This is a genomic window from Xanthomonas arboricola pv. populi (assembly GCF_002939945.1).
Classification (GTDB): Bacteria; Pseudomonadota; Gammaproteobacteria; order Xanthomonadales; family Xanthomonadaceae; genus Xanthomonas; species Xanthomonas arboricola_A.
Genome location: NZ_MDEB01000010.1, coordinates 15799 through 39850, shown reverse-complemented (window position 1 = coordinate 39850; position 24052 = coordinate 15799). Strand labels below are relative to the sequence as shown.

Below are 24052 nucleotides of genomic sequence, written 5' to 3'. Positions count from 1 at the left end.
GGGCGTCGTTACGATTCCCCATTCCCGATTCCCCATTCCCGGCTACTTGGGTGCCAGGCGCACGCCGCCGTCCAGGCGAATCACTTCGCCATTGAGATAGCGATTGCGCAGGATGAAGGCGACGGTGTCGGCGTATTCGTCGGGTTGGCCCAGGCGCGAGGGGAACGGGATCGCCGCGGCCAGCGATTGCTGCACGGCCTCGGGCATGCCGTCCACCATCGGGGTCCAGAACACGCCCGGAGCGATCGTCATCACGCGGATGCCGAAGCGCGCCAGTTCGCGTGCCATCGGCAAGGTCATGCCGACCACGCCACCCTTGCTGGCGGCATAGGCGGCCTGGCCGATCTGGCCTTCATAGGCGGCCACCGAGGCGGTGTTGATGATCACGCCGCGCTCGCCGTCATCGCCAGCATGGTTGTGTTGCATCACGTCGGCCGCGGCCTTGGCCACGTTGAAGCTGCCGACCAGGTTGACCAGCACGGTGGTGCGGAAGGTCGCCAGCGGCATTGGCGCTTCCTTGCCGAGCACCCGGCCCGAACCCAGGATGCCGGCGCAATTCACCACCAGGTTGAGCCCGCCCAGCGCCTGCGCGGCCTGTGCCACGTTGGCGGCGACCTGCGCCTCGTCGGTGACATCGGTGGCGAAATACTGCGCGTTGCCGTCACCGAGCAGCGCCAGCGCCGCGTCGGCCTTGCCGGCGTTGACGTCGAACAGGGCGACCTTGCCGCCATCGGCCACGATGCGCTGCGCCACGGCCAGGCCCAGGCCGGAAACGCCGCCGGTGACGATGGCTAGAACAGAAGAAGGCTGCATGCGGTGGTTCCTCGGAGATCCTGGAGGCCGGTGATGCCGGCCAGCGAACGGGTGACGACGCAGCCGGCGATTCTAGCCGAAGCGTTAGTGCGACCGATCTGGAGGATGGAGCGGGCGCGGCGACGGTGGCATGCCGGACTGGCGCCTCAGTCGGCGGCCGCCAGGGCCTTGCCGACCTTGCTGCCGGTCTGGCGACCGAGCAACTGCGCCAGCCAGTGGCCGGTGCGGGCGAGGGCGGGCAGCTCGATGCCGGTCGGCATGCCCAGCCCGTGCAGCAGGTACACCACATCTTCGCTGGCGACATTGCCGCTGGCGCCCTTGGCGTAGGGGCAGCCGCCGGCACCGGACACCGCCGCATCGACCACGCGCACGCCTTGCTCCAGGCAGGCAGCGATATTGGCCAGCGCCTGGCCGTAGGTGTCGTGGAAGTGCACGGCCAGTGCCGGCATCGGCACCGCCTGCGCCACCGCGGCCAGCATCTGGCGTGCCTTGGCCGGCGTGCCGACGCCAATCGTGTCGCCCAGCGAAATCTCGTAGCAGCCCAGCGCGTGCAGCCGTTGCGCGACATCGACCACGTCGGCCACCGGCACCTCGCCCTGATACGGGCAGCCCAGCACGGTGGAGACGTAACCGCGCACGCGCACGCCATCGACGGCGGCCTGTTCCAGGATCGGGCGAAAGCGTTCGATCGATTCGTCGATGCCGGCGTTGGTGTTGGTGCGATTGAAGGCTTCCGACGCCGCGGTGAACACCGCCACTTCCCGTGCACCGGCGGCGCGTGCGCGCGCATAGCCCTGCAGGTTGGGCACCAGAACCGGATAGGCGATGCCCGGTGCCTGCGTGATGCCGGCGAACACCTCGGCCGCGTCGGCCAGTTGCGGCACCCAGCGCGGGCTGACGAAGCTGGTCGCCTCGATGCTGCGCAGCCCGGTCGCGGAGAGTCGGTCGATCAGCGCGATCTTGTCGGCGGTGGCGATCGGTGTGGCTTCGTTCTGCAGGCCATCGCGCGGGCCGACTTCGACAATGCGCACGAAATCGCTCATGCCGCACCCTCCGGCAACCAGGCCGGGCTGCGCTTGTCGAGGAAGGCGCCCAGGCCTTCCTGGCCTTCCGGGGAAACGCGCAGGCGTGCGATCCACGCGGCGTTGGCGGCGTCGATGGCGTCGCGGTCGGTCGGCGGCAGCACCGCGCGCACCAACGCCTTGGCGCTGGCCGCCGCCAGTGGCGCGGCGGCCAGCAACAGGCGAACCTGACGCTCCACCGCAATATCCAGTTGGTCGGCGGCGACCAGTTGATGCAACAGGCCCAGCAACTGCGCAGTGGCTGCGTCGAAGATCTCGGCAGTGGCGAACCAGCGCCGCGCCTGGCGCGCGCCGATCGCCGCGATCACATACGGCGAAATCACCGCCGGCAGCAGGCCGAGCTTGCTCTCGGTCAGGCCGAAGCGCGCCTCGGTGCAGCCGATGGCGATATCACAGCACGCCACCAGGCCCACGCCGCCGCCGAACGCCGCGCCGTTGACGCGCGCGATGGTCGGCTTGGGCAACTCGTCCAGCGTGCGCATCAAGCGCGCCAGGGCGAGCGCATCGGCCGCGTTGTCGGCCTCGCTGGCGCCGGCCATGCCGCGCATCCAGTTCAGGTCGGCGCCCGCGGAAAACGTAGCGCCCGCGCCGGTGATCACCACCACCCGGATCTGCGCTGCCTGGCCGGCCTGCTGCAAGGCCTCGGTGAGCGCGCTGATCAAGGTCGCATCGAAGGCGTTGTGCACCGCCGGGCGGTGCAGTCGCAACGTGCGGACCGCTCCCTGGTCCTCCACGATCAAGCCGGTGTCCTGCATTGCGTCAACGTCCATGAATGGGATGCGAACCATGATAGCGGCACGGGTCGGCTGAGCCATGACGCGGTGCGTCGATGCTAGAATTGAGAACCATTCCTAACAATCAGGCCGTCTTCGTGACGCTGTCCGACCTGCCTCTGCATCGCGCCGCCATCGTGGATTCCGTGGAGGATCGCCTCCCCAACGACACGATCGCCAGGCGCCTTCGCGAACTGGGCTTTGTCGCTGGCGAGGAAGTCACGGTACTGGCGACCGGGCCGGTCGGGCGCGAACCCTTGCTGGTGCAGGTCGGCTACACGCGGTTCGCCCTGCGCCGCAGCGAGGCCGCACGTGTGCAGGTGCGCGTCGATGGAGCGCAGGCATGAGCACCGCAACCGTCCCCATGCGTCTGGCGCTGGTCGGCAATCCCAACAGCGGCAAGACCGCACTGTTCAACCAGCTGACCGGCAGCCGGCAGAAGGTCGCCAACTACACCGGCGTCACCGTCGAACGCAAGGAAGGGCATTTCCGCGCGCCGTCCGGGCGCGACTTCGCGGTGCTGGATCTGCCCGGTGCCTACAGCCTGCAGCCGGCCAGTCTGGATGAAGCGATCACCCGCGACCTGTGCCGTGGCTTCTATCCCGGCGAACCCGCACCGGACGTGCTGGTCTGCGTGATGGATGCGACCAACCTGCGCCTGCATCTGCGCTTTGCGCTGGAGCTGCGCGAGCTGGGCCGGCCGATGATCGTCGCCTTGAACATGGTCGACGCCGCGCAGCGGCGCGGCATCGTCATCGACCTGCCGGCGCTGGAACAGGCGCTCGGGGTGCCGGTGGTGGAAACGGTGGCGGTGCGCCGCGGTGGCGCCAAGGCTCTGGTGGAGCGGCTCGATTCGCAGGCCGCGCACCTGGCCGCCCCCACCGCCACGCCGCCAGCCGATGGCAACTATCACGCCCAGGTGCGGCAGATCCTGAGTGCGGCCGTCAGCATGCCGACCCGCACCTCACGGGTGGACGATGCGCTGGATCGCTGGCTGCTGCACCCGGTCTGGGGCCTGGTCACGCTGGCGGTGGTGATGTTCCTGATCTTCCAGGCGGTATATGCCTGGGCCACCCCGGTGATGGACCTGATCGATGCCGGCACCGCAATGCTGGGCGAGTGGGTGGGCACCACGCTGCCGGAAGGCCCGCTCAACAGCCTGCTCAAGGACGGCATCATCGCCGGCCTGGGTGGGGTGGTGATCTTCCTGCCGCAGATCCTGATCCTGTTCGCCTTCATCCTGGCGCTGGAAGAATCCGGCTATCTGCCGCGCGCGGCGTTCCTGCTCGATCGTATGATGTCTTCGGCGGGTTTGTCCGGGCGTTCGTTCATTCCGCTGCTGTCGAGCTTTGCCTGCGCGGTGCCGGGCATCATGTCCACCCGCAGCATCCAGGACCCGCGCGACCGGCTCGCCACCATCATGGTCGCGCCGTTGATGACCTGCTCAGCGCGCCTGCCGGTGTATGCCTTGCTGATCGGCGCCTTCATCCCGCAGAAGACCGTGTGGGGCATCTTCAACCAGCAAGGCCTGATCCTGTTCGCGCTGTATGCCGCGGCCATCGTCAGCGCGCTGCTGGTGTCGTGGACGATGAAGAAGTGGCGCCGCGACAAGAGCGAGCATCCGTTGATGCTGGAGCTGCCGTCCTATCGCCTACCGCATCTGCCCGACTTGGCGCTGGGGCTGTGGGAGCGTGCGCTGATCTTCCTCAAGCGCGTCGGCGGCATCATTCTGGCCCTGACCATCCTGCTGTGGTTCCTACTGTCGTTCCCGGCCGCGCCGGCCGACGCGACGTTGCCGGCAATCGATTACAGCTTCGCCGGGCGCATCGGCCATGCGATGGCGATCTTCTTCGCGCCGCTGGGCTTCAACTGGCAGATCTGTATCGCGCTGATCCCTGGCCTGGCCGCGCGCGAAGTGGCGGTGGCCTCGCTGGCGACCGTGTACGCGCTGTCGGCTGCCGACGACGATGCCGCTGCGCAGGCCTTGTCGCCGCTGATCAGCGACGGCTGGTCGCTGGCCACCGCACTGTCGCTGCTGGTCTGGTACATCTACGCGCCGATGTGCATCTCCACGCTGGCCACGATCAAGCGCGAAACCAACTCGTGGAAGCAGATGACCATCAGCGCGGTGTACCTGTTCGCGCTGGCCTATCTGGCCTCGCTGGTGACCTACCAGCTGGCCGTGCTGCTGGGAGCCGGCTGAGGTGGATCTGTCGCTCACCTTGCAATACCTGATCATCGCACTGGCGGTGTTGCTCAGCCTGTGGGTGGTGATGAAGAAGCAATTCCCCGGCACGCTGCGGCGCCTGCGTGGCGCAGTGGCGATCGGCCTGCTGCGCGATGGCCGGCCTGTGTGGATGCGGACGCTGGGCCGCCGCATGGCACCGCCGGCTGCGCAGAACGCCTCTGCCTGCGGTGGCTGCGACAGCTGCGGACCGACGCCAACACGTCGTCACTGACGCACCGCATCCTCTGCACTTGCGCGGCTGCAGGACGCGGCGGTGCAGGGGGTGGATAGGCGCTTGCTGGTGTTATTGGCGGTCCTGGCTGCGGTTGCCGGCATCTATAACCAGGCTCCAAGCATTCGATCACCAGAATCCAGATCGCTTCCGAAGCGACAGCTGACATCCTGTGCGAGGCGATGCGCGTGTGGCGATTGCCTTGCCGGCCGGCGCCAACGCGAGTGCATCGGCATCACTGCACCGCGATTTCGGTAGCGCCGCTGCAACCCAGGCAAGCGTCGTGACGCGTGACGATGGTCGGTGCAGCAGCAACACCGTCATTGGCCGAGTTGCGGATTCGACGCTGCAATGCACCGCGCGTCGGCCGCATGCCTTCGCTATGCTTGCGCCATGACGACCTCCTTCCAGATCTCCCGACGTGCGCAGGCGCTGACCAGTTCGGCGATTCGCGAAATCCTCAAGGTGACCGAGCGGCCGGAGGTCATTTCCTTCGCCGGCGGGCTGCCGTCGCCGGCCACCTTTCCGGTGGAGCGCATGCGTGCGGCCAGCGATCAGGTGCTGCGCGATGCGCCGCAGGCCGCGCTGCAATACGGCCCCACCGAAGGCTATGCGCCGCTGCGCGAATGGGTGGCCGCACGTTTGAGCCGCGACGGCGCCAGCATCCGGCCCAGCCAGGTGTTGATCACCACCGGTTCGCAGCAGGGGCTGGACCTGCTCGGCAAGGTGTTTATCGACGAAGGCAGCAAGGTGCTGGTGGAAACGCCGAGCTATCTGGGTGCGTTGCAGGCGTTCTCGCTGTTCCAGCCGAGCTTCGTCGGCATGCCCTCGGACGAGGACGGCGTGGTGGTGGATGCGCTGGACCCTGCATTGCTGGCCGATGCGCGCTTTCTGTACTGCCTGCCGAATTTCCAGAATCCCACCGGTCGCCGTTTGCCGCTGGCGCGACGTCAGGCCCTGGTGGCGCGCGCGGCGGAGGCGGGCGTGCCGATCGTCGAAGACGATCCGTATGGCGAGCTGTATTACAGCGGCCAGCCGCTGCCGAGCCTGTTGTCGCTCAATCCGGAGGGCGTGATCTATATGGGCTCGTTCTCCAAGGTGCTCGCGCCCGGGTTGCGGCTGGGCTATGTGGTCGCGCCCGAAGCGGTGCTGGGCAAGCTGATCCAGGCCAAGCAGGCGGCCGATCTGCATACGCCGTCGTTCACCCAGCGCGTGGTCTACCAGACGCTGCAGGACGATTTCCTGGACACGCATATTCCGCAGATCCGCGCGCTGTATGCGCGTCAATGCAGCCTGATGCTGGAGGCACTGGATCGGCATTTCCCGCCCCAGGTGGAATGGAATCGCCCCGAAGGCGGCATGTTCCTGTGGGTGAGCCTGCCGCCCGGGCTGGACGGTACCGCGTTGCTGGCGCGTGCGATCGCGCGCAATGTCGCGTTCGTGCCGGGCGCGCCGTTCTACGCCACCTTGCCGCAGGTCAATACCTTGCGGCTGTCGTTCGTCACCGTGCCCGGCGACAGGATCGATGCCGGCATCCAGATTCTGGGTGAAACGCTGCGCGAGGCGCTGGCCGAATTGCCCGGGCAGGGGGCGTGACCACGCAGACCAACGGCGTGCAGGCGCCTGCGCTCGCGGTCACCATCGACAGCGTCGCGATCGGTAGCGCACGCGAGTTCACCCGCCCCGGCAGCCGCAGCGCCATCGACAAGCGGGCGGTGGACGGTACGGTGCGCGTCGGTATCGACGGTCTGCACGGCGACGAGCAGGGCGACCTGCGTGTGCACGGCGGGCCGGAAAAGGCGATCCATCACTATCCGCGCGAGCACTACGCCGCCTGGCAGGCCGAGCTCGGTGCGCATGCGTTGCTGGAGACGGCCGGCGCATTCGGCGAAAACCTGAGCAGCGTCGGCCTTACCGAAGCCAACGTCTGTCTGGGCGATCGCTTTGCATTGGGCACGGCGATAGTGGAGGTGTCGCAGCTGCGTCAGCCATGCTGGAAGTTGTCCGACCGTTTCGGCCTGCGCGACATGGCGCGCCGCGTGCAGGACACCGGCCGCACCGGCTGGTATTACCGCGTGCTGCAGCCCGGCGACGTTGTGGCCGGCGCTACGCTGACGCTGCAGCAGCGGCCGCATCCGCAGTGGACGCTGTCGCGCCTGCAACAGCTGTTGTATGCGCGCGATGTCGATGTCGCCGCCATCACCGAGGTGCTGCAGCTGCCGCTGGTACCGTCGTGGCAGGCGCTATTCGAACGCCGCCTGCAACGCCGCGAAATAGAGAGCTGGAGCAAGCGCCTGCACGGCGCAGCCGACTGAAAGCAGCCAGCACCATCGCGCGCGATCAAAGGCCGCGGCCGCGCTAGGTGCAGCGTGTGCCATGCGTACACCGACGTCGAACACGCATGGCGCCAACCCACACCTGCCCGCCAAGCCGTGTCGCCCCCAACTCAGCGATCAACCACCACGCACACCTCGCGGATATCACCGAGCCAAAGCGCCACCGCACGTAAAACGTGCACACCCGCACCCGCTCTAACGATTCCCCAATCCCCATTCCCGATTCCCGCCCCCAACCAATCCCCAATCTCAACTCCCCAATCCCGGCTATCTTGTACAACCCACCCCGCCTAGCTAGCCTGCCGCCATGACAACGTCTCCTGTGAAAGTTCTGATCCACGGCGCCTCCGGGCGGATGGGCAAGGCATTGCTGCGCCTGGCTGCCGAAGACGAGGCGCTGCACGTCGTCGGCGCAGTGGTGGGACGTTCGCCCTCGCAGCGCGTGGTGGATGGCGTGCCGTACTTCGCCGCCAGCGAACTCGGCGGTGCGCCGAGCTTCGATGTGGCGATCGACTTCAGCCTGCCGCAGGGCTTCGCGCCGATCCTGGCGTTGTGCGCGCAGCGCGGCAAACCGCTGGTGTCCGGTACCACCGGTCTGGATGAAGCGCAGCGCGCCGCGTTGCTGGAGGCCGCGCAACAGATTCCGTTGGTGTGGGCGTCCAACTTCAGCCTGGGCGTTGCAGTGCTGACCGAACTGGTGGAGCGTGCCGCCGGCAGCCTGCCGGGCTGGGATTGCGACATTGTCGAAGCGCATCACGTGCACAAGCAGGACGCACCCTCCGGAACCGCACTGACGCTGGGGGAGGCGGCCACCGGCAGTGGTGCGCAGCCGCGCTTTGCCAGCCTGCGCGCCGGCGACATCGTCGGCGAGCACATGGTGCAGTTCACCGGACTGGGCGAGCGGGTGGAACTGGTGCACCGCGCCACCAACCGCGACATCTTCGCGCGCGGTGCCTTGCATGCGGCCAAGCGGCTGCTCGGCAAGCCGGCCGGCAGCTATCGCGTGCGCGATCTGGTGCTGTAAGCCGGCGCGTCGCCGCGCATGAATGGCGAATGATCGCAGTGGCGCATTCACCCCGCCATCGCGATGGCGCCACGGCAACCGGCGTTCTCCAGGCTGGCATGCCGGGGCACTTGCCTTTACAATTCTCGCTTGCCCGAACCAGCGTCGGACCGGTCCTCAGCACCGCGTCCGCGCTTTGCTGCAACCGGAATTTGGCCGGAAGCGCATCGGAGTCCCAGGCAGCCAGAGCGAGACCCCCACGTGACCCAACCCGCAATCCTTGTCCTCGAAGACGGTACCGTGTTCGAGGGCGAATCCGTAGGCGCCAACGGGCTTTCCGTCGGCGAAGTGGTGTTCAACACCGCCATGACCGGTTACCAGGAAGTCCTGACCGATCCCTCCTACGCCCGCCAGATGGTCACGCTGACCTATCCGCATATCGGCAACACCGGCTTTACCGATCAGGATGACGAGGCCAGCAAGATCTGGGCCGCCGGCCTGATCGTGCGCGATGTGCCGCGTCGCCCCAGCAGCTGGCGCAGCGAAGTCGCACTGCCGGAATGGCTGCAGGCCCGCGGTGTGGTGGCCATTTCCGGCATCGACACCCGCAAGCTGACCCGCCTGCTGCGGCAGAAGGGCGCCCAGAACGGCGCGCTGATGGCCGGTGAGATCGATGTCGCCAAGGCGCTGGAAGCCGCGCGCAGCTTCCCCGGCCTGAAGGGCATGGACCTGGCCAAGGTGGTCTCCACCGAGACCAGCTACAGCTGGCAGGAAGGCTCGCTGGATCTGAATTCCGATACCTTCGTGCGCGCCGAGCTGAAGCACAAGGTTGTTGCTTACGATTATGGCGTCAAGCTCAACATCCTGCGCATGCTGGCCGACCGTGGTTGCGACGTCACCGTGGTGCCGGCACGCACGCCGGTGGCCGAGGTGTTGGCGATGCAGCCCGATGGCGTGTTCCTGTCCAACGGTCCGGGCGATCCGGAGCCCTGCGATTACGCCATCAGCGCCATCCAGGAACTGATCGCCAGGCAGGTGCCGACCTTCGGCATCTGCCTGGGCCATCAGCTGCTGGCGCTGGCTGCCGGCGCCGGCACGGTCAAGATGACCACCGGCCATCACGGCGCCAACCATCCGGTGCAGGATCTGGACGGCGGGCGGGTGATGATCACCTCGCAGAACCATGGCTTTGCGGTCGACGAAAGCTCGCTGCCGGCGAATGTGCGGGTGACCCATCGTTCGCTGTTCGATGGCACCAATCAGGGCATCGCGCTGACCGACGCACCGGCGTTCTCGTTCCAGGGCCATCCGGAAGCCTCGCCGGGCCCGCGCGATGTGGGGCCGTTGTTCGATCGGTTCGTGGAGTTGATGGCCAAGGATGCCAAGCGCGCATGAGCGCTCGTTTGATGGGCGTGCTGATCGTGCTGGTGGGCGTTGCCCTGGCTTACTGGGGCGTGTGGATGCCGCTGGAGCAGGCGCGCGCTGGCGCCGAGTCGATCACGCTGCACGGCGGCATGAAGCTGGCCTTGCTGGTGCCGATGTGCGTCGTTTTCGGCGTCGGCTACTTGGTTGGAGGGGAATCCTTTCACCATCGCATGCAGAACACCGACCCGGACAAGGTGCGTCGTTGGGGCAAGACGTCCGGGACCGGCTGGTTGTTGCTCCTGGTCAGCTTTGCCGCCGCGTTCGCGCTGCATCAGTGGATGCAGAACACCCTGCGCGTCCTGGGCTATGGATCTGCCGGATGAACCCGGCGTTCGGCTCTGCCGAGTCGATGCACTATCACGCCGCGTCGCGATGCGATCGCCGCGGCCACTCTTCCGCACTTGCGGCTCGCCGCATGTTCCTAATCGAGTAAAGAAATGCCAAAGCGCACCGACCTAAAAACCATCCTGATCATCGGCGCCGGCCCGATCGTCATCGGCCAGGCCTGCGAGTTCGACTACTCCGGCGCGCAGGCGTGCAAGGCGCTGCGCGACGAGGGCTATCGTGTGGTGCTGGTCAACAGCAATCCGGCCACGATCATGACCGACCCGGACATGGCCGATGCGGTGTACATCGAGCCGATCAACTGGCAGACGGTCGAGAAGATCATCGCCAAGGAAAAGCCCGACGCCCTGCTGCCGACCATGGGCGGGCAGACCGCGCTGAACTGCGCGCTGGATCTGGCCGACCACGGCGTGCTGGAGAAGTACGACGTCGAGCTGATCGGCGCCAAGCGCGAAGCGATCCGCATGGCCGAAGACCGCGAGCTGTTCCGCGTGGCGATGGGCGAGATCGGCCTGGATTGCCCCCGGGCCGAAGTGGCGCACACGCTGGAAGAGGCGCTGGATATCCAGACCCGGGTCGGCTACCCGACCATCATCCGTCCCAGCTTCACCCTGGGCGGCAGCGGCGGCGGCATCGCCTACAACCGCGAAGAGCTGATCGAGATCGTCGGCCGTGGCCTGGAACTGTCGCCGACCACCGAAGTGCTGGTGGAGGAATCGGTGCTGGGCTGGAAGGAATTCGAGATGGAAGTGGTCCGCGACACCGCGGACAACTGCATCATCGTCTGCGCCATCGAAAACCTCGACCCGATGGGCGTGCATACCGGCGACTCGATCACCGTGGCGCCGGCGCAGACGCTCACCGACAAGGAATACCAGCGCCTGCGCGATGCCTCGATCGCGGTGCTGCGCAAGATCGGTGTGGATACCGGCGGCTCGAACGTGCAGTTCGGCATCAGCCCGACCACCGGCCGCGTGGTGGTGATCGAAATGAACCCGCGCGTGTCGCGTTCGTCGGCGCTGGCGTCCAAGGCCACCGGTTTCCCGATCGCCAAGGTCGCGGCCAAACTGGCGGTGGGCTACACGCTGGACGAATTGAAGAACGAGATCACCGGTGGCCTGACCCCGGCCTCGTTCGAGCCGTCGATCGACTACGTGGTCACCAAGATCCCGCGCTTTGCGTTCGAAAAATTCCCGCAGGCCGATGCGCGCCTGACCACCCAGATGAAGTCGGTGGGCGAGGTGATGGCAATGGGCCGCACCTTCCAGGAGTCGCTGCAGAAAGCGCTGCGTGGCCTGGAAACCGGCAAGATCGGGCTGGATCCGACCGGCCTGGACCTAAGCAGCGAAGACGATATCGCCGCGCTCAAGCGCGAGCTCAAGGCGCCGGGCCCGGAGCGCCTGTTCTATGTCGCCGATGCCTTCCGCGCCGGCATGAGCGTGGCCGATGTCTACGCGCTGTCGTTCATCGACCCGTGGTTCCTGGATCAGATCGAAGAACTGATCAGCCACGAACAGCAACTGGCCGACGATGGCATGCCGGCACTGGATGCGGCGCGTCTGCGCACGCTCAAGCGCGCCGGTTTCTCCGATGCGCGTCTGGCCGAGCTGACCGGCACCAACGAAGAATCGGTGCGCACGCTGCGGCGCGCGCTCAAGGTCCGCCCGGTCTACAAGCGCGTGGATTCCTGCGCCGCCGAGTTCGCCACCAGCACCGCGTATCTGTATTCGACCTACGAGGACGAGTGCGAGGCGCTGCCGACCGATCGCGACAAGATCATGATCCTGGGCGGTGGCCCCAACCGCATCGGCCAGGGCATCGAGTTCGACTACTGCTGCGTGCATGCGGCGCTGGCGCTGCGCGATGACGGCTTTGAAACCATCATGGTCAACTGCAACCCGGAGACCGTGTCCACCGACTACGACACCTCCGACCGTCTGTACTTCGAGCCGCTGACGCTGGAAGACGTGCTGGAAATCGTCGAGCTGGAAAAACCCAAGGGCGTGATCGTGCAGTACGGCGGCCAGACCCCGCTGAAGCTGGCGCGCGCGCTGGAAGCCAACGGCGTGCCGGTGATCGGCACCTCGCCCGATTCGATCGATCTGGCCGAAGACCGCGAGCGTTTCCAGCAGCTGGTCGACAAGCTGGGCCTGAAGCAGCCGCCGAACCGCATTGCCCGCAATGCCGAGGAAGCCCTGGTGCTGGCGCGCGAGATCGGCTATCCGCTGGTGGTGCGCCCGAGCTACGTGCTCGGCGGCCGCGCGATGGAAATCGTCTACGGCGAATCCGATCTGGCGCGCTATGTGCGCGACGCGGTCAAGGTCTCCAACGATTCGCCGGTGCTGCTGGACCGCTTCCTCGACAATGCGGTGGAAGTGGACGTGGACATCATCGCCGACAAGGACGGCAACGTGCTGATCGGCGGGCTGATGGAACACATCGAAGAGGCCGGCGTGCATTCGGGCGATTCGTCGTGCTCGCTGCCGCCGTACTCGCTCTCGCCCAAGACCCAGGCCGAGCTGCGTCGCCAGGTGGTGATGCTGGCCGAAGGCCTGAACGTGGTCGGCCTGATGAACACCCAGTTCGCGGTGCAGGTGGACGAGGCCGGCGACGATGTGGTGTTCCTGCTGGAAGTGAACCCGCGTGCCTCGCGCACGGTGCCGTTCGTGTCCAAGGCGATCGGCATGCCGCTGGCCAAGATCGCCGCGCGCTGCATGGCCGGCAAGACGCTGGCCGAGCAGGGCGCCACCAAGGAAATCGTGCCGGGCTATTACTCGGTGAAGGAGGCGATCTTCCCGTTCGCCAAGTTCCAGGGCGTGGACCCGATCCTCGGGCCGGAGATGCGCTCCACCGGCGAGGTGATGGGCGTGGGCCGCAGCTTCAGCGCCGCGTTTGCGCGCGCGCAGGAGGCCGGCGGCATCAAGGCGCCGCCGGTGGGCAAGGCGTTCGTGTCGGTGCGCGATCCGGACAAAAAGCGCGTGTTGCCGGTGGCGCAGGCGCTGGTGGAGCGTGGCTATACGCTGGTCGCCACACGCGGCACCGGAGCCTGGCTACAGCAAAACGGGCTGAGCTGCGAGATCGTCAACAAGGTCGCCGAAGGGCGCCCGCATATCGTCGATTCGATCAAGAACGGCGAGATCGTGTATATCGTCAACACCACCGAAGGCCGCGCCGCCATCTCCGACTCGTTCTCGATCCGGCGTGAAGCGTTGCAGCATCGCGTGACCTATTCGACCACCGTTGCCGGCGCCAAGGCGCTGGTGCATTCGCTGGAATTCCGCGGCACCGGCCCTGTCTGGTCGCTGCAGGAACTGCACAAGGAACTGGAAGCATGAGAGCACCCATGACGGCAAAGGGCGCGCAGCGTCTGCGCGAAGAGCTGGACCAGCTGAAGTCGGTCAAGCGTCCGGCGGTGATCAGTGCGATCGCCGAAGCGCGTGCGCACGGCGATCTGAAGGAAAACGCCGAGTACCACGCCGCGCGCGAGCAGCAGAGCTTTATCGAAGGCCGCATCAAGCAGCTGGAAGGCGAGCTCTCGCATGCCGAGATCATCGACATCACCAAGCTGTCGGCCGGCAACAAGATCGTGTTCGGCGCCACGGTGACGCTGGCCGACACCGAGACCGACGAAGAGAAGCGCTACCAGATCGTTGGCGATCTGGAGGCGGACATCAAGCTGGGCATGATCGCGATCTCCTCGCCGCTGGCACGCGCGTTGATCGGCAAGCTGGAAGGCGATTCGGTCACCATCGATGCGCCGGCCGGCCAGCGCGAGTATGAAGTGGTCAGCGTTGCCTATCTGGACTGACGGGCCGGGATTGAGCGACCCCACCGACCGATGACCACCGCCACGCTGTTGCTGCCGGAAAGACGCCGCCTGCCCGGCGAGTTTGGCGACACGCCGGTGGCGCGTGCGCTGGCGCGCGCCGACCAGCAAAGCGTCGAGCCCGGCGAGGTGGCGCAGCTGCAGCGCCACTTCACGCTGACGCCTGCGCAGTGGCCGGTGGCCGCATTGACCCGCCAGCTCGATGCCGGCGATGCGGCCGGTGCGACCTGGGTGCGTGCCGATCCGGCCTACGTGGTACCGGACATGCAGGGCGCGCGCTTGATGGGCTATGGCGAGGCGCTCGGCCCCACCGCCGAGGACCTGGCGGTGTTGTTGCCGATCCTCAAGCCGATGTTCGGCGATGCCGGCTTCCTGCTGGATGCACCCACGCCTGCGCGCTGGTATCTGCGGCTGTCGCCGGATGCCAAATTGCCGGAATTTGCGCCGCCGGATCTGGCGATCGGCGATGACCTGTTCGAGCATCTGCCGGCCGGCGAGATCGGCCGGCGCTGGCGTGCCTTGCTGACCGAGGCGCAGGTGCTGCTGCATCAGCATCCCTGGAACGCGGGCCGCGTGGCCAGCGGCAAACCGGCGATCAATTCGCTGTGGTTCTGGGGCGGCGGCGTGCTGCCGCATGCGGTGAGCTCGCCGCACCGTCAGGTACGCAGCCGCGAATCGCTGCTGCGTGCGCTGGCGCTGGCGGCCGGTGCCGATGCGCAGGGCGAACAACGCGTGGATGCGTTGGTGGACCTGCGGCACCTGCGCTCGCTGCAGCAGTTCAGCGACGATGCGGTGGCGCCCTTGCTGGCGGCGATGGCACGTGGCGAACTGGATCGGCTGGTGCTGGATTTCCAGGATGGCGAAACCGTGTCGCTGACGCATGCGCAACGCTGGCGTTTCTGGCGCAAGCCGCGGGCACAGCTGGCGCAATGACCTCCACCCCGCGGATCGTCCGGCGCCCGCCCGGGCAGGCCGGCAGTTGGCCCGATGCCATGTTGCCGCTGCTGCGCCGCATCTATGCCGCGCGCGGCGTTACCGATACGCAGGGCGCGCAGCCGCGTCTGGGGCAGTTGCTGTCGCCGCAGTTGCTGCACAACAGCGACGTCGCGGCCGAGTTGCTGGCCGATGCGATCGCGCAGCAACGGCGCATCCTGGTGGTGGGTGATTTCGACTGCGATGGCGCCACCGCCTGTGCGGTCGGTGTGCGTGGTTTGCGCATGCTCGGCGCGCTGGATGTGCATCACGCCGTGCCCAATCGCATGGTGCATGGCTACGGCCTGTCGCCGGCACTGGTGGAGGAGCTGGCTGCATTGCAGCCGGATCTGCTGGTCACCGTCGATCACGGCATCGCCTGCCACGCCGGCGTGGCCGCGGCCAAGGCGCGTGGCTGGACGGTGCTGGTCACCGACCATCACCTGCCTGGCGAGGTGTTGCCGCCGGCCGATGCAATCGTCGATCCGAACCTGGCCAACGACCGCTTCCCGAGTAAATCCCTGGCCGGGGTCGGGGTGATCTTCTACGTGCTGATGGCCTTGCGCGGCGTGCTGCGCGCGCGTGGCGCCTTTGCCGAACGCGCCGAACCGGATCTGTCGGTATTGCTGGACCTGGTGGCAGTCGGCACCGTTGCCGATCTGGTGCCGCTGGACACCAACAACCGGGCGCTGGTGTCGGCCGGCCTGCGCCGCCTGCGCGAGGGCAAGGGTTGCATCGGCCTGCGCGCCTTGATCGATGCCAGCGGCCGCGATGTGGCGCGCTTGAGCGCCAGCGATATCGGATTTGCGTTGGGTCCACGTCTCAATGCCGCCGGCCGGCTGGAAGACATGGCGCTGGGCATCGAGCTGCTGCTCAGCGAGGACTGGAACCGGGCGCGCGCGATCGCCGGCACCCTGGAAGAGATCAACGCCGAGCGCCGCGCGGTGCAGCAGTTGATGACCGACGATGCCGAGCAGGCCGTCACCAAGGTGGTGCTGGATGCCGATGGCGAATTGCCGATCGCCGCGTGCCTGTTCGATGCCGACTGGCACCCAGGCGTGATCGGCCTGGTCGCCTCCAAGCTCAAGGACCGCCTGCATCGCCCGGTGATTGCGTTGGCGCCGGCCGAGCCGGGCAGCAGCCAGCTGCGTGGCTCGGCGCGTTCGATTCCCGGCCTGCATATCCGCGATGTGCTGGCCGCGGTGGACGCGCGCCACCCGGGCCTGATCCAGAAGTTCGGCGGGCATGCGATGGCGGCCGGATTGAGCCTGGAGCAGGCCGCGCTGGCGACTTTCGAACAGGCATTCCGGCGCCAGGTGCAGACGATGGTGGATGCCTCGCTGCTGCATGCCGAATTGCATAGCGATGGCGAACTGGCCGCGCACGAACTCGATCACCTGCATGCCGAGGCGCTGCGCGTGGCCGGGCCGTGGGGGCAGGGCTTTCCCGAGCCGCTGTTCGATGGCCGGTTCGAAGTGCTGCAATGGCGCCTGCTCAAGGAGCGCCATCTCAAACTCACCCTGCGCTGCGCCGGCCGCGCCGAACCGCTCAACGCCATCCACTTCAATGGCTGGCGCGGCAGCGAGCCGGCGCGCATGGTGCGGCTGGCGTACCGCCTGGTCAGCGACGATTATCGCGGCGGCACCGCGGTGCAGTTGATCGTCGAACATTGCGAGCCGGCGACAGTCATTGGCTGATCTGCGGGCTCAACGTTCTCTCTACCTCTTGTAGACCGCACCTGGCGTCATCTGGATGATCCAAGTCGCGTTGGTCGAGGCCGCGCGGTGTCCTCGCTGCTCGCGGGACGCGCCGTGAATCCGTCCGTAGAGGGAGCTGAGCGTAGGGGTCTCAGGCGCGCAGCTACCAGTCGCTGGCTTCGGTAGGGGCGGCAGCGCGGCCGGGGATCGGCTCCTCGGCTCGGTCAGACATCCGGTCTGACTCTCCGCCGCGGCACATCCATGTGCCGCTCTCCGCCAATTTCCGGCCACGCTGCTGCCTCGGCGTGTCGTTTCCATGACCTGGTCAAGGCACGCCAATTCGTCATCTTTTTCTGCAGATTCGCCATGACGACGCTGAGCTTTCCTGAAAGCCTGTGTTGTTCGGCGTGTGTCGGGACGCTGATCGGACGCGCCGTGATCCAAGCAACATGCGTCATGCTCTGCGTGCAATCGTGCACACCGACCATCTGGACTGGTCCTTGCCCGCCCACCGTCGCGGAACCTTGAGCGGCATGGATGCCGCGCCAGAGCCTACCTAGACGTACTTGCGGCGTGTCCTGCGATGGTGGGCGGGCAAGGACCCTGCAGCCAGGCTGCAGCTCAGCCGCTCTGCACGTGCTCTGCACTGAGCGCGCACCCACAGGCGGCATTTACCTGGGATTACATGCTCTATGAGCCGTATGCCTGACGGCCGCAAAGCAGCCTAGTTGGCAGTTCGAAGCGTCCTGCAAGACCGTGCAAGCGCACACTGACGCTCGCACTCGCTCGCACTGTCCTCGCCTCGATCAGGGCGCCTTCTTGACTTCGGTCACCAAGGTCGGCAATTCCCACGCGCCGCCAGCGGCGACCAGCCGGCACAGACCGGAAGTGGATTCGGAGGTCGGCACGAAACGGCGGCCGTCCCAGGTCCAGCTGGCCTCGCTGTAGCAATCGCCCAGGCCGCGGCCCTTCTGCGACTCAAGGATGGTGGAACCGTCGATATCGCTGGCGTGCGTGGTCACCAACGTCGGTGCGAACGGCGCGCGTGCATTGATCACCCAGAAACCGGTGCCGACGTTGTAGGCGCCCATCCAGCAATCGGTCGAGACCAGCAGTTTGTCGTTGCTGAGCCGGGTGATCGACAGCGGCTCGGCTGCATCGCCGGCCTGCAGTCCCTTGCATTCCTCATCGGCCGGCAAGCTGGCACGCAGCGCTTGATAGAGCGCCGGCAGCGTGCCCAGGCGCGCATCGGCCGCTTGCGTTGCTGCGAGTTTGATCGCACGGACCTGCGGTGCCGGCACGGCCGGCAGCACTGCAGCTTCATCGCGATCGCCCTTGCGCACCAGTGCGCCACGCGTGCCCAGCCGGCCCTGGAACTCGTCCATCTTCAGCAGCACCGCCGCGGCGCCGCGATCGGACAGCTGCCAGCGGCGACCATCGTTGCCCACCGCCACGATCTTGCTGCTGCGGGTCAGTGCGGCCAGCAGCGCGGTCACCTGCGCGCTGGTCAGCGGCGCGGTGCCGCTGTCGCGATTCAGCGCCAGCTTGCCCAGGTCGTGCTGGTCGATGCGCAATGCGAGCGATGCCGGCATCTTGACCTCGTCGTACTGGCCCAGCATCAACTCGGCGGTGACCGCTTGCCCGGCACCGGCCTTGCGCGTCAGCAACACCGACACCGGCGTGCTGTCGCCTTCATCCGGCTGATAACCGGCAGCGCGGCAGGTGCGGGTATTGTCGCAGGCGATGGTCCAGTCCTGGTGGTCGAAGGCGATGCCGACCGGCGCATCGGCGAGGGCGGCGGCGGGCGCGAGCAACAAGGTGGCGGCAAGCAGGGTAGGGCGCATGGTGTCTTCGAAAGAACAGGTCAGGCGCGCATCTTGCGGTGCTGCCGACGGGCCGTCCAGTGAGTCGCACGCCAAAGCGGGACATGCCTGCGCAGCATCTTCATGGCGGCACCGGCGCGCTGTCGGTCTTGCGCGCCAGGCGCCGCCCGCGCGCACGCAATCCGAACAAGGGACGCAACCAGCGCGCCCGGCGGATCGCAAACTCGTGCAACGCCAGGCAGCCGATCACGGTGGCGGCGATCACCAGCGCCGGCTCCAGCCAGGCATTCAGATGCAACGGCATCAGCCAGTACAGCGTCACGATGATCAGGCTCTGGTGCAGGATGTACCACGGAAACACCGCCTCAGTGCAGTACGGCAGCCAGCGGAACGGGCGGTTCAATCGGTGCCTGGCCCAGCCAAGAATCGTCAGCAGCGCCAGCCAGGTGTAGGCGGCACGTGCGCTGTGCTCGATCGCCTCCCACGGCAGCGAGGCCAGCGCTGCACCAGGTTGCGCAGTCTGCCCATGGATGCTGGCATAGCGAATGGCCAGTTCGGTGCCGATTGCCGTAAGCGCGGTGCCTAGCGTGAGCCAGCGCAGCTGCACGGCCCACTGCCAGAAGCCCTCGCTGCGCGCCAGCAGGTATCCCAGGACGAACAACGGAAACGACTCGGCGTGCACGAACCAGTCGCCAAACAGCGCGTGGGTGGGCGGATGGCGCGGCATCACCCACAGCACGCAAAACGCTTCCCACAGAAGCGGCAACAGCAGCAGTGCCGGCACCGCCAGCGCGGCGGGCAAACGAGGCCACGCGGTCAGCCGCAGCGGGCGTGTCAGCGACACCAGCGCCATCAACGCGATGGTGTAGGGCAGCAGATAGGCCAGATACCACAGATGGTTCCAGGTGATGCCGTGCTCCCAACCATCGAAACTGCCGGCCGGCCACGGCCGCACCTGCCAGTAGCGCAACAGGAAGCTGCCGAAGCCCGGGCTGACCTTGCCGTTGCCCACGCCCTGGCAATAGGCCTGCACCGCGACCACCACGAACATGCCGAACAACAACGGTGGCAGCAATCGCCCGCAGCGCTGCAAGGCGAAGCGCCAGGGCGTGGCCTGCGACCGCGACAGCCCGATTGCGATGCCGGAGATCATGAACAGCAAGGGCATCCGCCAGCGGTTGAGCACGATCATCGGCCATTGCAGCCACTGCGCGGTGTGCACGCTCTTGAGGTGGAAATCCCAGTCGGCCACATAGGTCATTCCCACGTGGTAGAGGATCAGCAGTGCGAAGGCGAAGACGCGCAAGGCATCGATATCGTGGCGGCGCTCGGTCATGGTCGTGTCGGTAGGAGGCATGCCTGCATCCTCGGCAACCCCGGCCCCAAGCAGCTGCGCCAAGGGCGGCGACGCCGTCCCCGAGTGACCAGTTGCGGTCCCACAGGGACGAACCGGGGGACGGCAGGTGGGCGGTTTGCATAGAATGCGCGGATGAATTCACCTGCGTCCGGGGCGATCGCACGCGAGACCGACAGAGATGCCAGCGCGGGCAGGCACTGGGTGGCGTTGATCTGGCTGCTGGTTTTCTATGGCAGCGCGCTGGGCAACACCGCGAGCACATGGCTGGCGGCACGGCGCGACGGTCAGCCGCTGCTGCTGTGGCAGGTGCTGACCTGGGAGCTGAGCAGCGCGACCGTCTCACTGCTGCTCTTGCCGCCGCTGATCTGGCTCTGCACGCGTTGGCCATTGCATGCCGATGTCTGGCGGCGGCGCATTCCTCTCTATATGGCGGCCGCACTTGTCTGGTGGCTGCTGCACGTGAGCGGCATGGTGCTGCTGCGTAAGCTGGTCTATCTGGCGGTCGGTGCGCACTACGATTTCGGTGCCTTGTGGTTGCAGTGGATTTACGAACTCTCCAAGGATCTGCGCACCTTTGCCCTGCTGGTGGCGCTACGACACACGCTGGCATGGTATGGCCGGCGTCGGCAGGGCGAGGCGCATCTGCTGGCCGCGCCGGACGAAGGCCAGCCGGTCGAGCCGCTGGATCGTCCGGAACGCTTTCTGGTGCGCAAGCTGGGGCGCGACTTCCTGGTCGCCACCGCCGACATCGAATGGGTCCAGGCTTCGGGCAACTACGTCAATCTGCATGTGCGCGGCCACGATTACCCACTGCGCAGCACGATGGCCGCGATTGAGGCCAGGCTGGATCCGGCCGTGTTCGTGCGCATCCACCGCAGCTATCTGGTGAAGCTGGCACGCGTGCAGGCGATCGAGCCGCTGGAATCCGGCGACGCCCGCGTGCACCTGTCCGACGCCACCGTGCTGCCGTGCAGTCGCCGTTACTTGGCTGCGTTACGGGTGGTGGCAGGGCAGGCACCCGCACCGCAGCGTATCGAGGTTGTGCAGGGCTGACCGGCTGTCCACACGGCATCGCTGCGGTCGCGCGGAGGTCCAGCTCCGCCCAGGCGGTGACAGCTCGAGCCCAAGGCTCGTCATCTGAGCAGCCTCCTGGCTGCCTTGCTCCGGTTTGAGCATGCAGTGGTGGCCATGACGTCCAGGGCCGGCTCGAAACTAAGGCCCCCCACGACCGTCACCGCCGCCCGCTTGCTAGACTACCGGGCTTGTTTGCCGGAAGTCCGTCATGATCGAAACCAATCCGATCCGCCAGCGCATCACCGATCTCAACGATCGCGTGCTCTCGCTCAGGGGGTATCTTTGACTACGACGTCAAGAAAGAGCGTCTAGAAGAAGTCAGCCGGGAGCTCGAGAGCCCCGATGTGTGGAACGACGCCGAGCGCGCGCAGGCCCTGGGTCGTGAGCGCTCGATGCTGGAAAAGACCGTCATCGGCATCGCCGATGTGCTGGCCGGTCTGACCGATGCCGCCGATCTGCTGGAACTGGCCGAAAGCGAGCAGGACGAAGATACCGCGGTGGCGGTGATCGCCGATCTGGACAAGTACCAGACCCACGTCGAAACGCTGGAATTCCAGCGCATGTTCTCCGGCCAGATGGACGGCGCCAATGCGTTCGTCGACATCCAGGCCGGCGCCGGCGGCACCGAGGCGCAGGACTGGGCCGAAATCCTGCTGCGCATGTACCTGCGCTGGGCCGAGTCGCGCGGCTGGAAGACCGAGCTGATGGAAGTGTCAGGCGGCGAAGTGGCGGGCATCAAGTCGGCCACGATCCGCATCGAGGGCGAGTACGCCTATGGCTGGTTGAAGACCGAGATCGGCGTGCACCGGCTGGTGCGCAAGTCGCCGTTCGATTCGGACAACCGCCGGCATACCAGCTTCACCTCGGTGTTCGTGTCGCCGGAAGTGGACGACAACATCGAGATCGACATCAATCCGGCCGATCTGCGTACCGACGTGTATCGCTCCTCCGGCGCCGGTGGTCAGCACGTCAACAAGACCGAATCGGCAGTGCGCATCACGCATATTCCGACCAATACCGTGGTCGCCTGCCAGACCGGCCGCAGCCAGCACCAGAATCGCGACAACGCGATGAAGATGCTGGCGGCCAAGTTGTACGAGCTGGAAGTGCAGAAGCGCAACGTCGAACGCGACGCGCTGGAAGCCACCAAGTCCGACATTGGCTGGGGCAGCCAGATCCGCAACTACGTGCTCGACCAGAGCCGCATCAAGGATCTGCGCACCGGCATCGAACGCAGCGACACGCAGAAAGTGCTGGACGGCGATCTGGACGAATTCGTCGAGGCCAGCCTCAAGGCCGGTCTGGCGGCAGGCTCCAAACGCCTGGATGCCTGATCGCAGGAAGACGTTGCTGCGCCTGCCGCGCATCGACGTCGCCGCGCCCGCTGCGATATGTGCAGCGCAGTGCAGCCCGGCACCTTGCCAAACAGTCCCGTTGCGCCGTGCAGTTGTCACCGACACACCGTAAAACGCAGGAACCGGCAAACCCGGTTCCGCATTCTCCACCGGGCATGCGCCCGACCTATCGCAGACCGATTCCCGCCATGACCGAGCAGACCCCCGCGCCGCAGATCCCCGCCGACGAGAACAGCCTCATCGCCGAGCGTCGCGCGAAACTGGGCGCGTTGCGCGGCCAGGGCATTGCCTATCCCAACGACTTCGTCCGCGAACACTTCGCCGGCGATCTGCAGGCCGAATTCGCCGATGCCGACACCTGGACCCCCGAGGCGCTGGAAGCGACCGCGCGCACGGTCAGGATGGCCGGGCGCCTGATGGCCAAGCGGGTGATGGGCAAGGCCAGCTTTGCGCAGATCCAGGACGAGTCCGGGCGCGTGCAGCTGTTCCTGCAGGGCAATGTGCTGGGCGATGCCTATGCCGCGTTCAAGGGCTGGGATGTCGGCGACATCGTGGCGGTGGAGGGCGGGCTGACCCGCACCAAGACCGGCGAGCTGTCGGTCAAGGCCAGCGCGCTGCGCCTGCTGACCAAGTCGCTGCGTCCGTTACCGGACAAGTGGCACGGCTTGTCGGACGTGGAGCAGCGCTATCGCCAGCGCTATGTCGATCTGATCGTCACTCCGGAGGCGCGCGAGGTCTTCATCAAGCGCTCCAGGATCATCCGCGCGATACGCGCCTGGCTGGACGCGCGCCGCTTCCTGGAAGTGGAAACGCCGATGATGCATTACATCCCCGGTGGCGCCACCGCCAAGCCGTTCACCACCCACCACAACGCGCTGGATCTGGACCTGTACCTGCGCGTGGCGCCGGAGCTGTATCTCAAGCGGTTGGTGGTCGGTGGCCTGGAGCGGGTCTACGAGATCAACCGCAACTTCCGCAACGAGGGCGTGTCGACCCGGCACAACCCCGAGTTCACCATGCTCGAACTCTACGAGGCCTATGCCACGTACCACCAGATCATGGATCTGACCGAGCAGGTGATCCGTGACACCGCCCAGTCGGTACTGGGCACCACCCAGGTCAACTGGGACGGTGCCGACATCGATCTGGCGCCGGCTTTCCGTCGCTGGCGCATGGATGAGGCCGTTCGCCATCACAATCCGGAAATCAGCGTGGCCGATTGCACCGATCGCACTGCGCTGCTGGGCCATTGCGAGCGCCTGAAGATCAAGGTCAAGCCATCGTACGGCTGGGGCAAGCTACTGCTGGAAATCTTCGAAGCCACTGTGGAACACACCTTGGTGCAGCCGACCTTCATTACCGATCATCCGGTCGAGGTGTCGCCGCTGGCGCGTTCCAGCGACACCGAGCCGGGTTACACCGATCGCTTCGAGCTTTTCATCAACGGCAAGGAACTGGCCAACGGCTTCTCCGAGCTCAATGACCCCGAAGACCAGGCCGCGCGCTTCCAGGCGCAGGTGCAGGCCAAGGACGGTGGCGACGACGAAGCGATGCATTACGACGCCGATTACATCCGCGCGTTGGAGTACGGCATGGCGCCGACCGGCGGCCTGGGCATCGGCATCGACCGCCTGGTGATGCTGCTGACCGGCAGCACCTCGATCCGCGATGTGCTGCTGTTCCCGTATATGCGTCCGGAAGCCTGATCTTTT

The 24052-nt window shown here is 66.6% G+C and carries 20 protein-coding genes; 15 read left to right on the top strand and 5 right to left on the bottom strand.

Annotated features, from left to right (window positions below):
* Positions 1-42: 42 nt before the first annotated feature.
* From XaplCFBP3123_RS19540 to XaplCFBP3123_RS19530, 3 genes are all read right to left on the bottom strand, one after another.
* A complete protein-coding gene (locus XaplCFBP3123_RS19540; RefSeq protein ID WP_104535532.1) occupies positions 43-813 on the bottom strand; it encodes an SDR family oxidoreductase in 771 nt (256 codons plus the stop codon).
* Positions 814-959: 146 nt separating this feature from the next.
* Positions 960-1856: a hydroxymethylglutaryl-CoA lyase gene (locus tag XaplCFBP3123_RS19535; RefSeq protein WP_104535531.1), complete on the bottom strand. Its 897-nt coding sequence runs from the start codon at positions 1854-1856 to the stop codon at positions 960-962.
* A complete protein-coding gene (locus XaplCFBP3123_RS19530) occupies positions 1853-2650 on the bottom strand; it encodes an enoyl-CoA hydratase-related protein (RefSeq protein WP_104535530.1) in 798 nt (265 codons plus the stop codon). Before XaplCFBP3123_RS19530 ends, XaplCFBP3123_RS19535 begins: the two co-directional genes overlap by 4 nt.
* Before the next feature lie 116 nt (positions 2651-2766).
* On the opposite strand from XaplCFBP3123_RS19530, the gene XaplCFBP3123_RS19525 reads away from it, so the two are divergent.
* From XaplCFBP3123_RS19525 to recJ, 12 genes are all read left to right on the top strand, one after another.
* The gene (locus XaplCFBP3123_RS19525) at positions 2767-3015 is read left to right on the top strand and encodes a FeoA family protein (RefSeq protein ID WP_104535529.1); all 249 of its coding nucleotides are present in this window, start codon (positions 2767-2769) and stop codon (positions 3013-3015) included.
* Complete coding sequence (feoB, locus tag XaplCFBP3123_RS19520) at positions 3012-4871, top strand: ferrous iron transporter B (protein WP_104535528.1); 1860 nt, start codon at positions 3012-3014, stop codon at positions 4869-4871. Before XaplCFBP3123_RS19525 ends, feoB begins: the two co-directional genes overlap by 4 nt.
* Before the next feature lies 1 nt (position 4872).
* Positions 4873-5127, top strand: coding sequence for a DUF6587 family protein (locus XaplCFBP3123_RS19515; protein ID WP_172453392.1), 255 nt, complete (start codon positions 4873-4875; stop codon positions 5125-5127).
* A gap of 393 nt (positions 5128-5520) precedes the next feature.
* Positions 5521-6723, top strand: a complete 1203-nt coding sequence (locus tag XaplCFBP3123_RS19510; protein WP_104535527.1) for a PLP-dependent aminotransferase family protein — start codon at positions 5521-5523, stop codon at positions 6721-6723.
* Entirely contained in the window at positions 6720-7442 is a 723-nt protein-coding gene (locus tag XaplCFBP3123_RS19505) for an MOSC domain-containing protein (RefSeq protein WP_104535526.1), read from the top strand. The genes XaplCFBP3123_RS19510 and XaplCFBP3123_RS19505 overlap by 4 nt, the downstream gene beginning before the upstream one ends.
* A 328-nt stretch (positions 7443-7770) precedes the next feature.
* On the top strand, positions 7771-8487 hold the full coding sequence (gene dapB, locus XaplCFBP3123_RS19500) for a 4-hydroxy-tetrahydrodipicolinate reductase (protein ID WP_104535525.1): 717 nt from the start codon (positions 7771-7773) through the stop codon (positions 8485-8487).
* Between the two features lie 240 nt (positions 8488-8727).
* Positions 8728-9861 carry a glutamine-hydrolyzing carbamoyl-phosphate synthase small subunit gene (gene carA, locus XaplCFBP3123_RS19490; protein WP_104535523.1) on the top strand — a complete coding sequence of 378 codons (1134 nt, stop codon included), beginning with the start codon at positions 8728-8730 and terminating at the stop codon, positions 9859-9861.
* Positions 9862-9872: 11 nt separating this feature from the next.
* Positions 9873-10214, top strand: coding sequence for a type II secretion system protein M (locus XaplCFBP3123_RS19485; protein WP_253254259.1), 342 nt, complete (start codon positions 9873-9875; stop codon positions 10212-10214).
* A gap of 114 nt (positions 10215-10328) precedes the next feature.
* Positions 10329-13571 carry a carbamoyl-phosphate synthase large subunit gene (carB, locus tag XaplCFBP3123_RS19480; protein WP_104535521.1) on the top strand — a complete coding sequence of 1081 codons (3243 nt, stop codon included), beginning with the start codon at positions 10329-10331 and terminating at the stop codon, positions 13569-13571.
* An 8-nt stretch (positions 13572-13579) separates the two neighbouring features.
* The gene (gene greA, locus XaplCFBP3123_RS19475) at positions 13580-14044 is read left to right on the top strand and encodes a transcription elongation factor GreA (RefSeq protein ID WP_172453391.1); all 465 of its coding nucleotides are present in this window, start codon (positions 13580-13582) and stop codon (positions 14042-14044) included.
* Positions 14045-14074: 30 nt separating this feature from the next.
* On the top strand, positions 14075-14995 hold the full coding sequence (locus XaplCFBP3123_RS19470; protein WP_104535520.1) for a phosphoglycerate mutase: 921 nt from the start codon (positions 14075-14077) through the stop codon (positions 14993-14995).
* Entirely contained in the window at positions 14992-16731 is a 1740-nt protein-coding gene (gene recJ / locus XaplCFBP3123_RS19465) for a single-stranded-DNA-specific exonuclease RecJ (protein ID WP_104535519.1), read from the top strand. The genes XaplCFBP3123_RS19470 and recJ overlap by 4 nt, the downstream gene beginning before the upstream one ends.
* 806 nt (positions 16732-17537) lie before the next feature.
* Here recJ and XaplCFBP3123_RS19455 read toward each other — a convergent pair.
* On the bottom strand, positions 17538-18575 hold the full coding sequence (locus tag XaplCFBP3123_RS19455; RefSeq protein ID WP_104535590.1) for a DUF1176 domain-containing protein: 1038 nt from the start codon (positions 18573-18575) through the stop codon (positions 17538-17540).
* A gap of 100 nt (positions 18576-18675) precedes the next feature.
* Entirely contained in the window at positions 18676-19890 is a 1215-nt protein-coding gene (locus XaplCFBP3123_RS19450) for an acyltransferase family protein (RefSeq protein WP_104535518.1), read from the bottom strand.
* 153 nt (positions 19891-20043) lie between these two features.
* Here XaplCFBP3123_RS19450 and XaplCFBP3123_RS19445 point away from each other — a divergent pair, with 153 nt between their 5' ends.
* The 3 genes from XaplCFBP3123_RS19445 (at position 20044) to lysS (ending at position 24046) form a co-directional block, all read left to right on the top strand.
* The gene (locus XaplCFBP3123_RS19445) at positions 20044-20964 is read left to right on the top strand and encodes a LytTR family DNA-binding domain-containing protein (protein WP_253254258.1); all 921 of its coding nucleotides are present in this window, start codon (positions 20044-20046) and stop codon (positions 20962-20964) included.
* 229 nt (positions 20965-21193) lie between these two features.
* A protein-coding gene (gene prfB / locus XaplCFBP3123_RS19440; RefSeq protein WP_104535517.1) for a peptide chain release factor 2 occupies positions 21194-22319 on the top strand; the annotation gives its coding sequence in 2 pieces (ribosomal slippage) (positions 21194-21268 and positions 21270-22319; 1125 coding nt in all).
* 209 nt (positions 22320-22528) lie between these two features.
* Positions 22529-24046 carry a lysine--tRNA ligase gene (lysS, locus tag XaplCFBP3123_RS19435; RefSeq protein WP_104535516.1) on the top strand — a complete coding sequence of 506 codons (1518 nt, stop codon included), beginning with the start codon at positions 22529-22531 and terminating at the stop codon, positions 24044-24046.
* Positions 24047-24052 lie beyond the last annotated feature (6 nt).

Bases quoted from the DNA above. Each gene is read 5' to 3' on its own strand.
- XaplCFBP3123_RS19510 (WP_104535527.1), top strand. From the start codon at position 5,521: ATGACGACCTCCTTCCAGATCTCCCGACGTGCGCAGGCGCTGACCAGT.
- feoB (WP_104535528.1), top strand. From the start codon at position 3,012: ATGAGCACCGCAACCGTCCCCATGCGTCTGGCGCTGGTCGGCAATCCC.
- XaplCFBP3123_RS19535 (WP_104535531.1), bottom strand. From the start codon at position 1,856: ATGAGCGATTTCGTGCGCATTGTCGAAGTCGGCCCGCGCGATGGCCTG.
- dapB (WP_104535525.1), top strand. From the start codon at position 7,771: ATGACAACGTCTCCTGTGAAAGTTCTGATCCACGGCGCCTCCGGGCGG.
- XaplCFBP3123_RS19540 (WP_104535532.1), bottom strand. From the start codon at position 813: ATGCAGCCTTCTTCTGTTCTAGCCATCGTCACCGGCGGCGTTTCCGGC.
- greA (WP_172453391.1), top strand. From the start codon at position 13,580: ATGACGGCAAAGGGCGCGCAGCGTCTGCGCGAAGAGCTGGACCAGCTG.
- carB (WP_104535521.1), top strand. From the start codon at position 10,329: ATGCCAAAGCGCACCGACCTAAAAACCATCCTGATCATCGGCGCCGGC.
- XaplCFBP3123_RS19530 (WP_104535530.1), bottom strand. From the start codon at position 2,650: ATGCAGGACACCGGCTTGATCGTGGAGGACCAGGGAGCGGTCCGCACG.
- XaplCFBP3123_RS19450 (WP_104535518.1), bottom strand. From the start codon at position 19,890: ATGACCGAGCGCCGCCACGATATCGATGCCTTGCGCGTCTTCGCCTTC.
- XaplCFBP3123_RS19455 (WP_104535590.1), bottom strand. From the start codon at position 18,575: ATGCGCCCTACCCTGCTTGCCGCCACCTTGTTGCTCGCGCCCGCCGCC.
- lysS (WP_104535516.1), top strand. From the start codon at position 22,529: ATGACCGAGCAGACCCCCGCGCCGCAGATCCCCGCCGACGAGAACAGC.
- recJ (WP_104535519.1), top strand. From the start codon at position 14,992: ATGACCTCCACCCCGCGGATCGTCCGGCGCCCGCCCGGGCAGGCCGGC.
- XaplCFBP3123_RS19485 (WP_253254259.1), top strand. From the start codon at position 9,873: ATGGGCGTGCTGATCGTGCTGGTGGGCGTTGCCCTGGCTTACTGGGGC.
- XaplCFBP3123_RS19445 (WP_253254258.1), top strand. From the start codon at position 20,044: ATGAATTCACCTGCGTCCGGGGCGATCGCACGCGAGACCGACAGAGAT.
- XaplCFBP3123_RS19470 (WP_104535520.1), top strand. From the start codon at position 14,075: ATGACCACCGCCACGCTGTTGCTGCCGGAAAGACGCCGCCTGCCCGGC.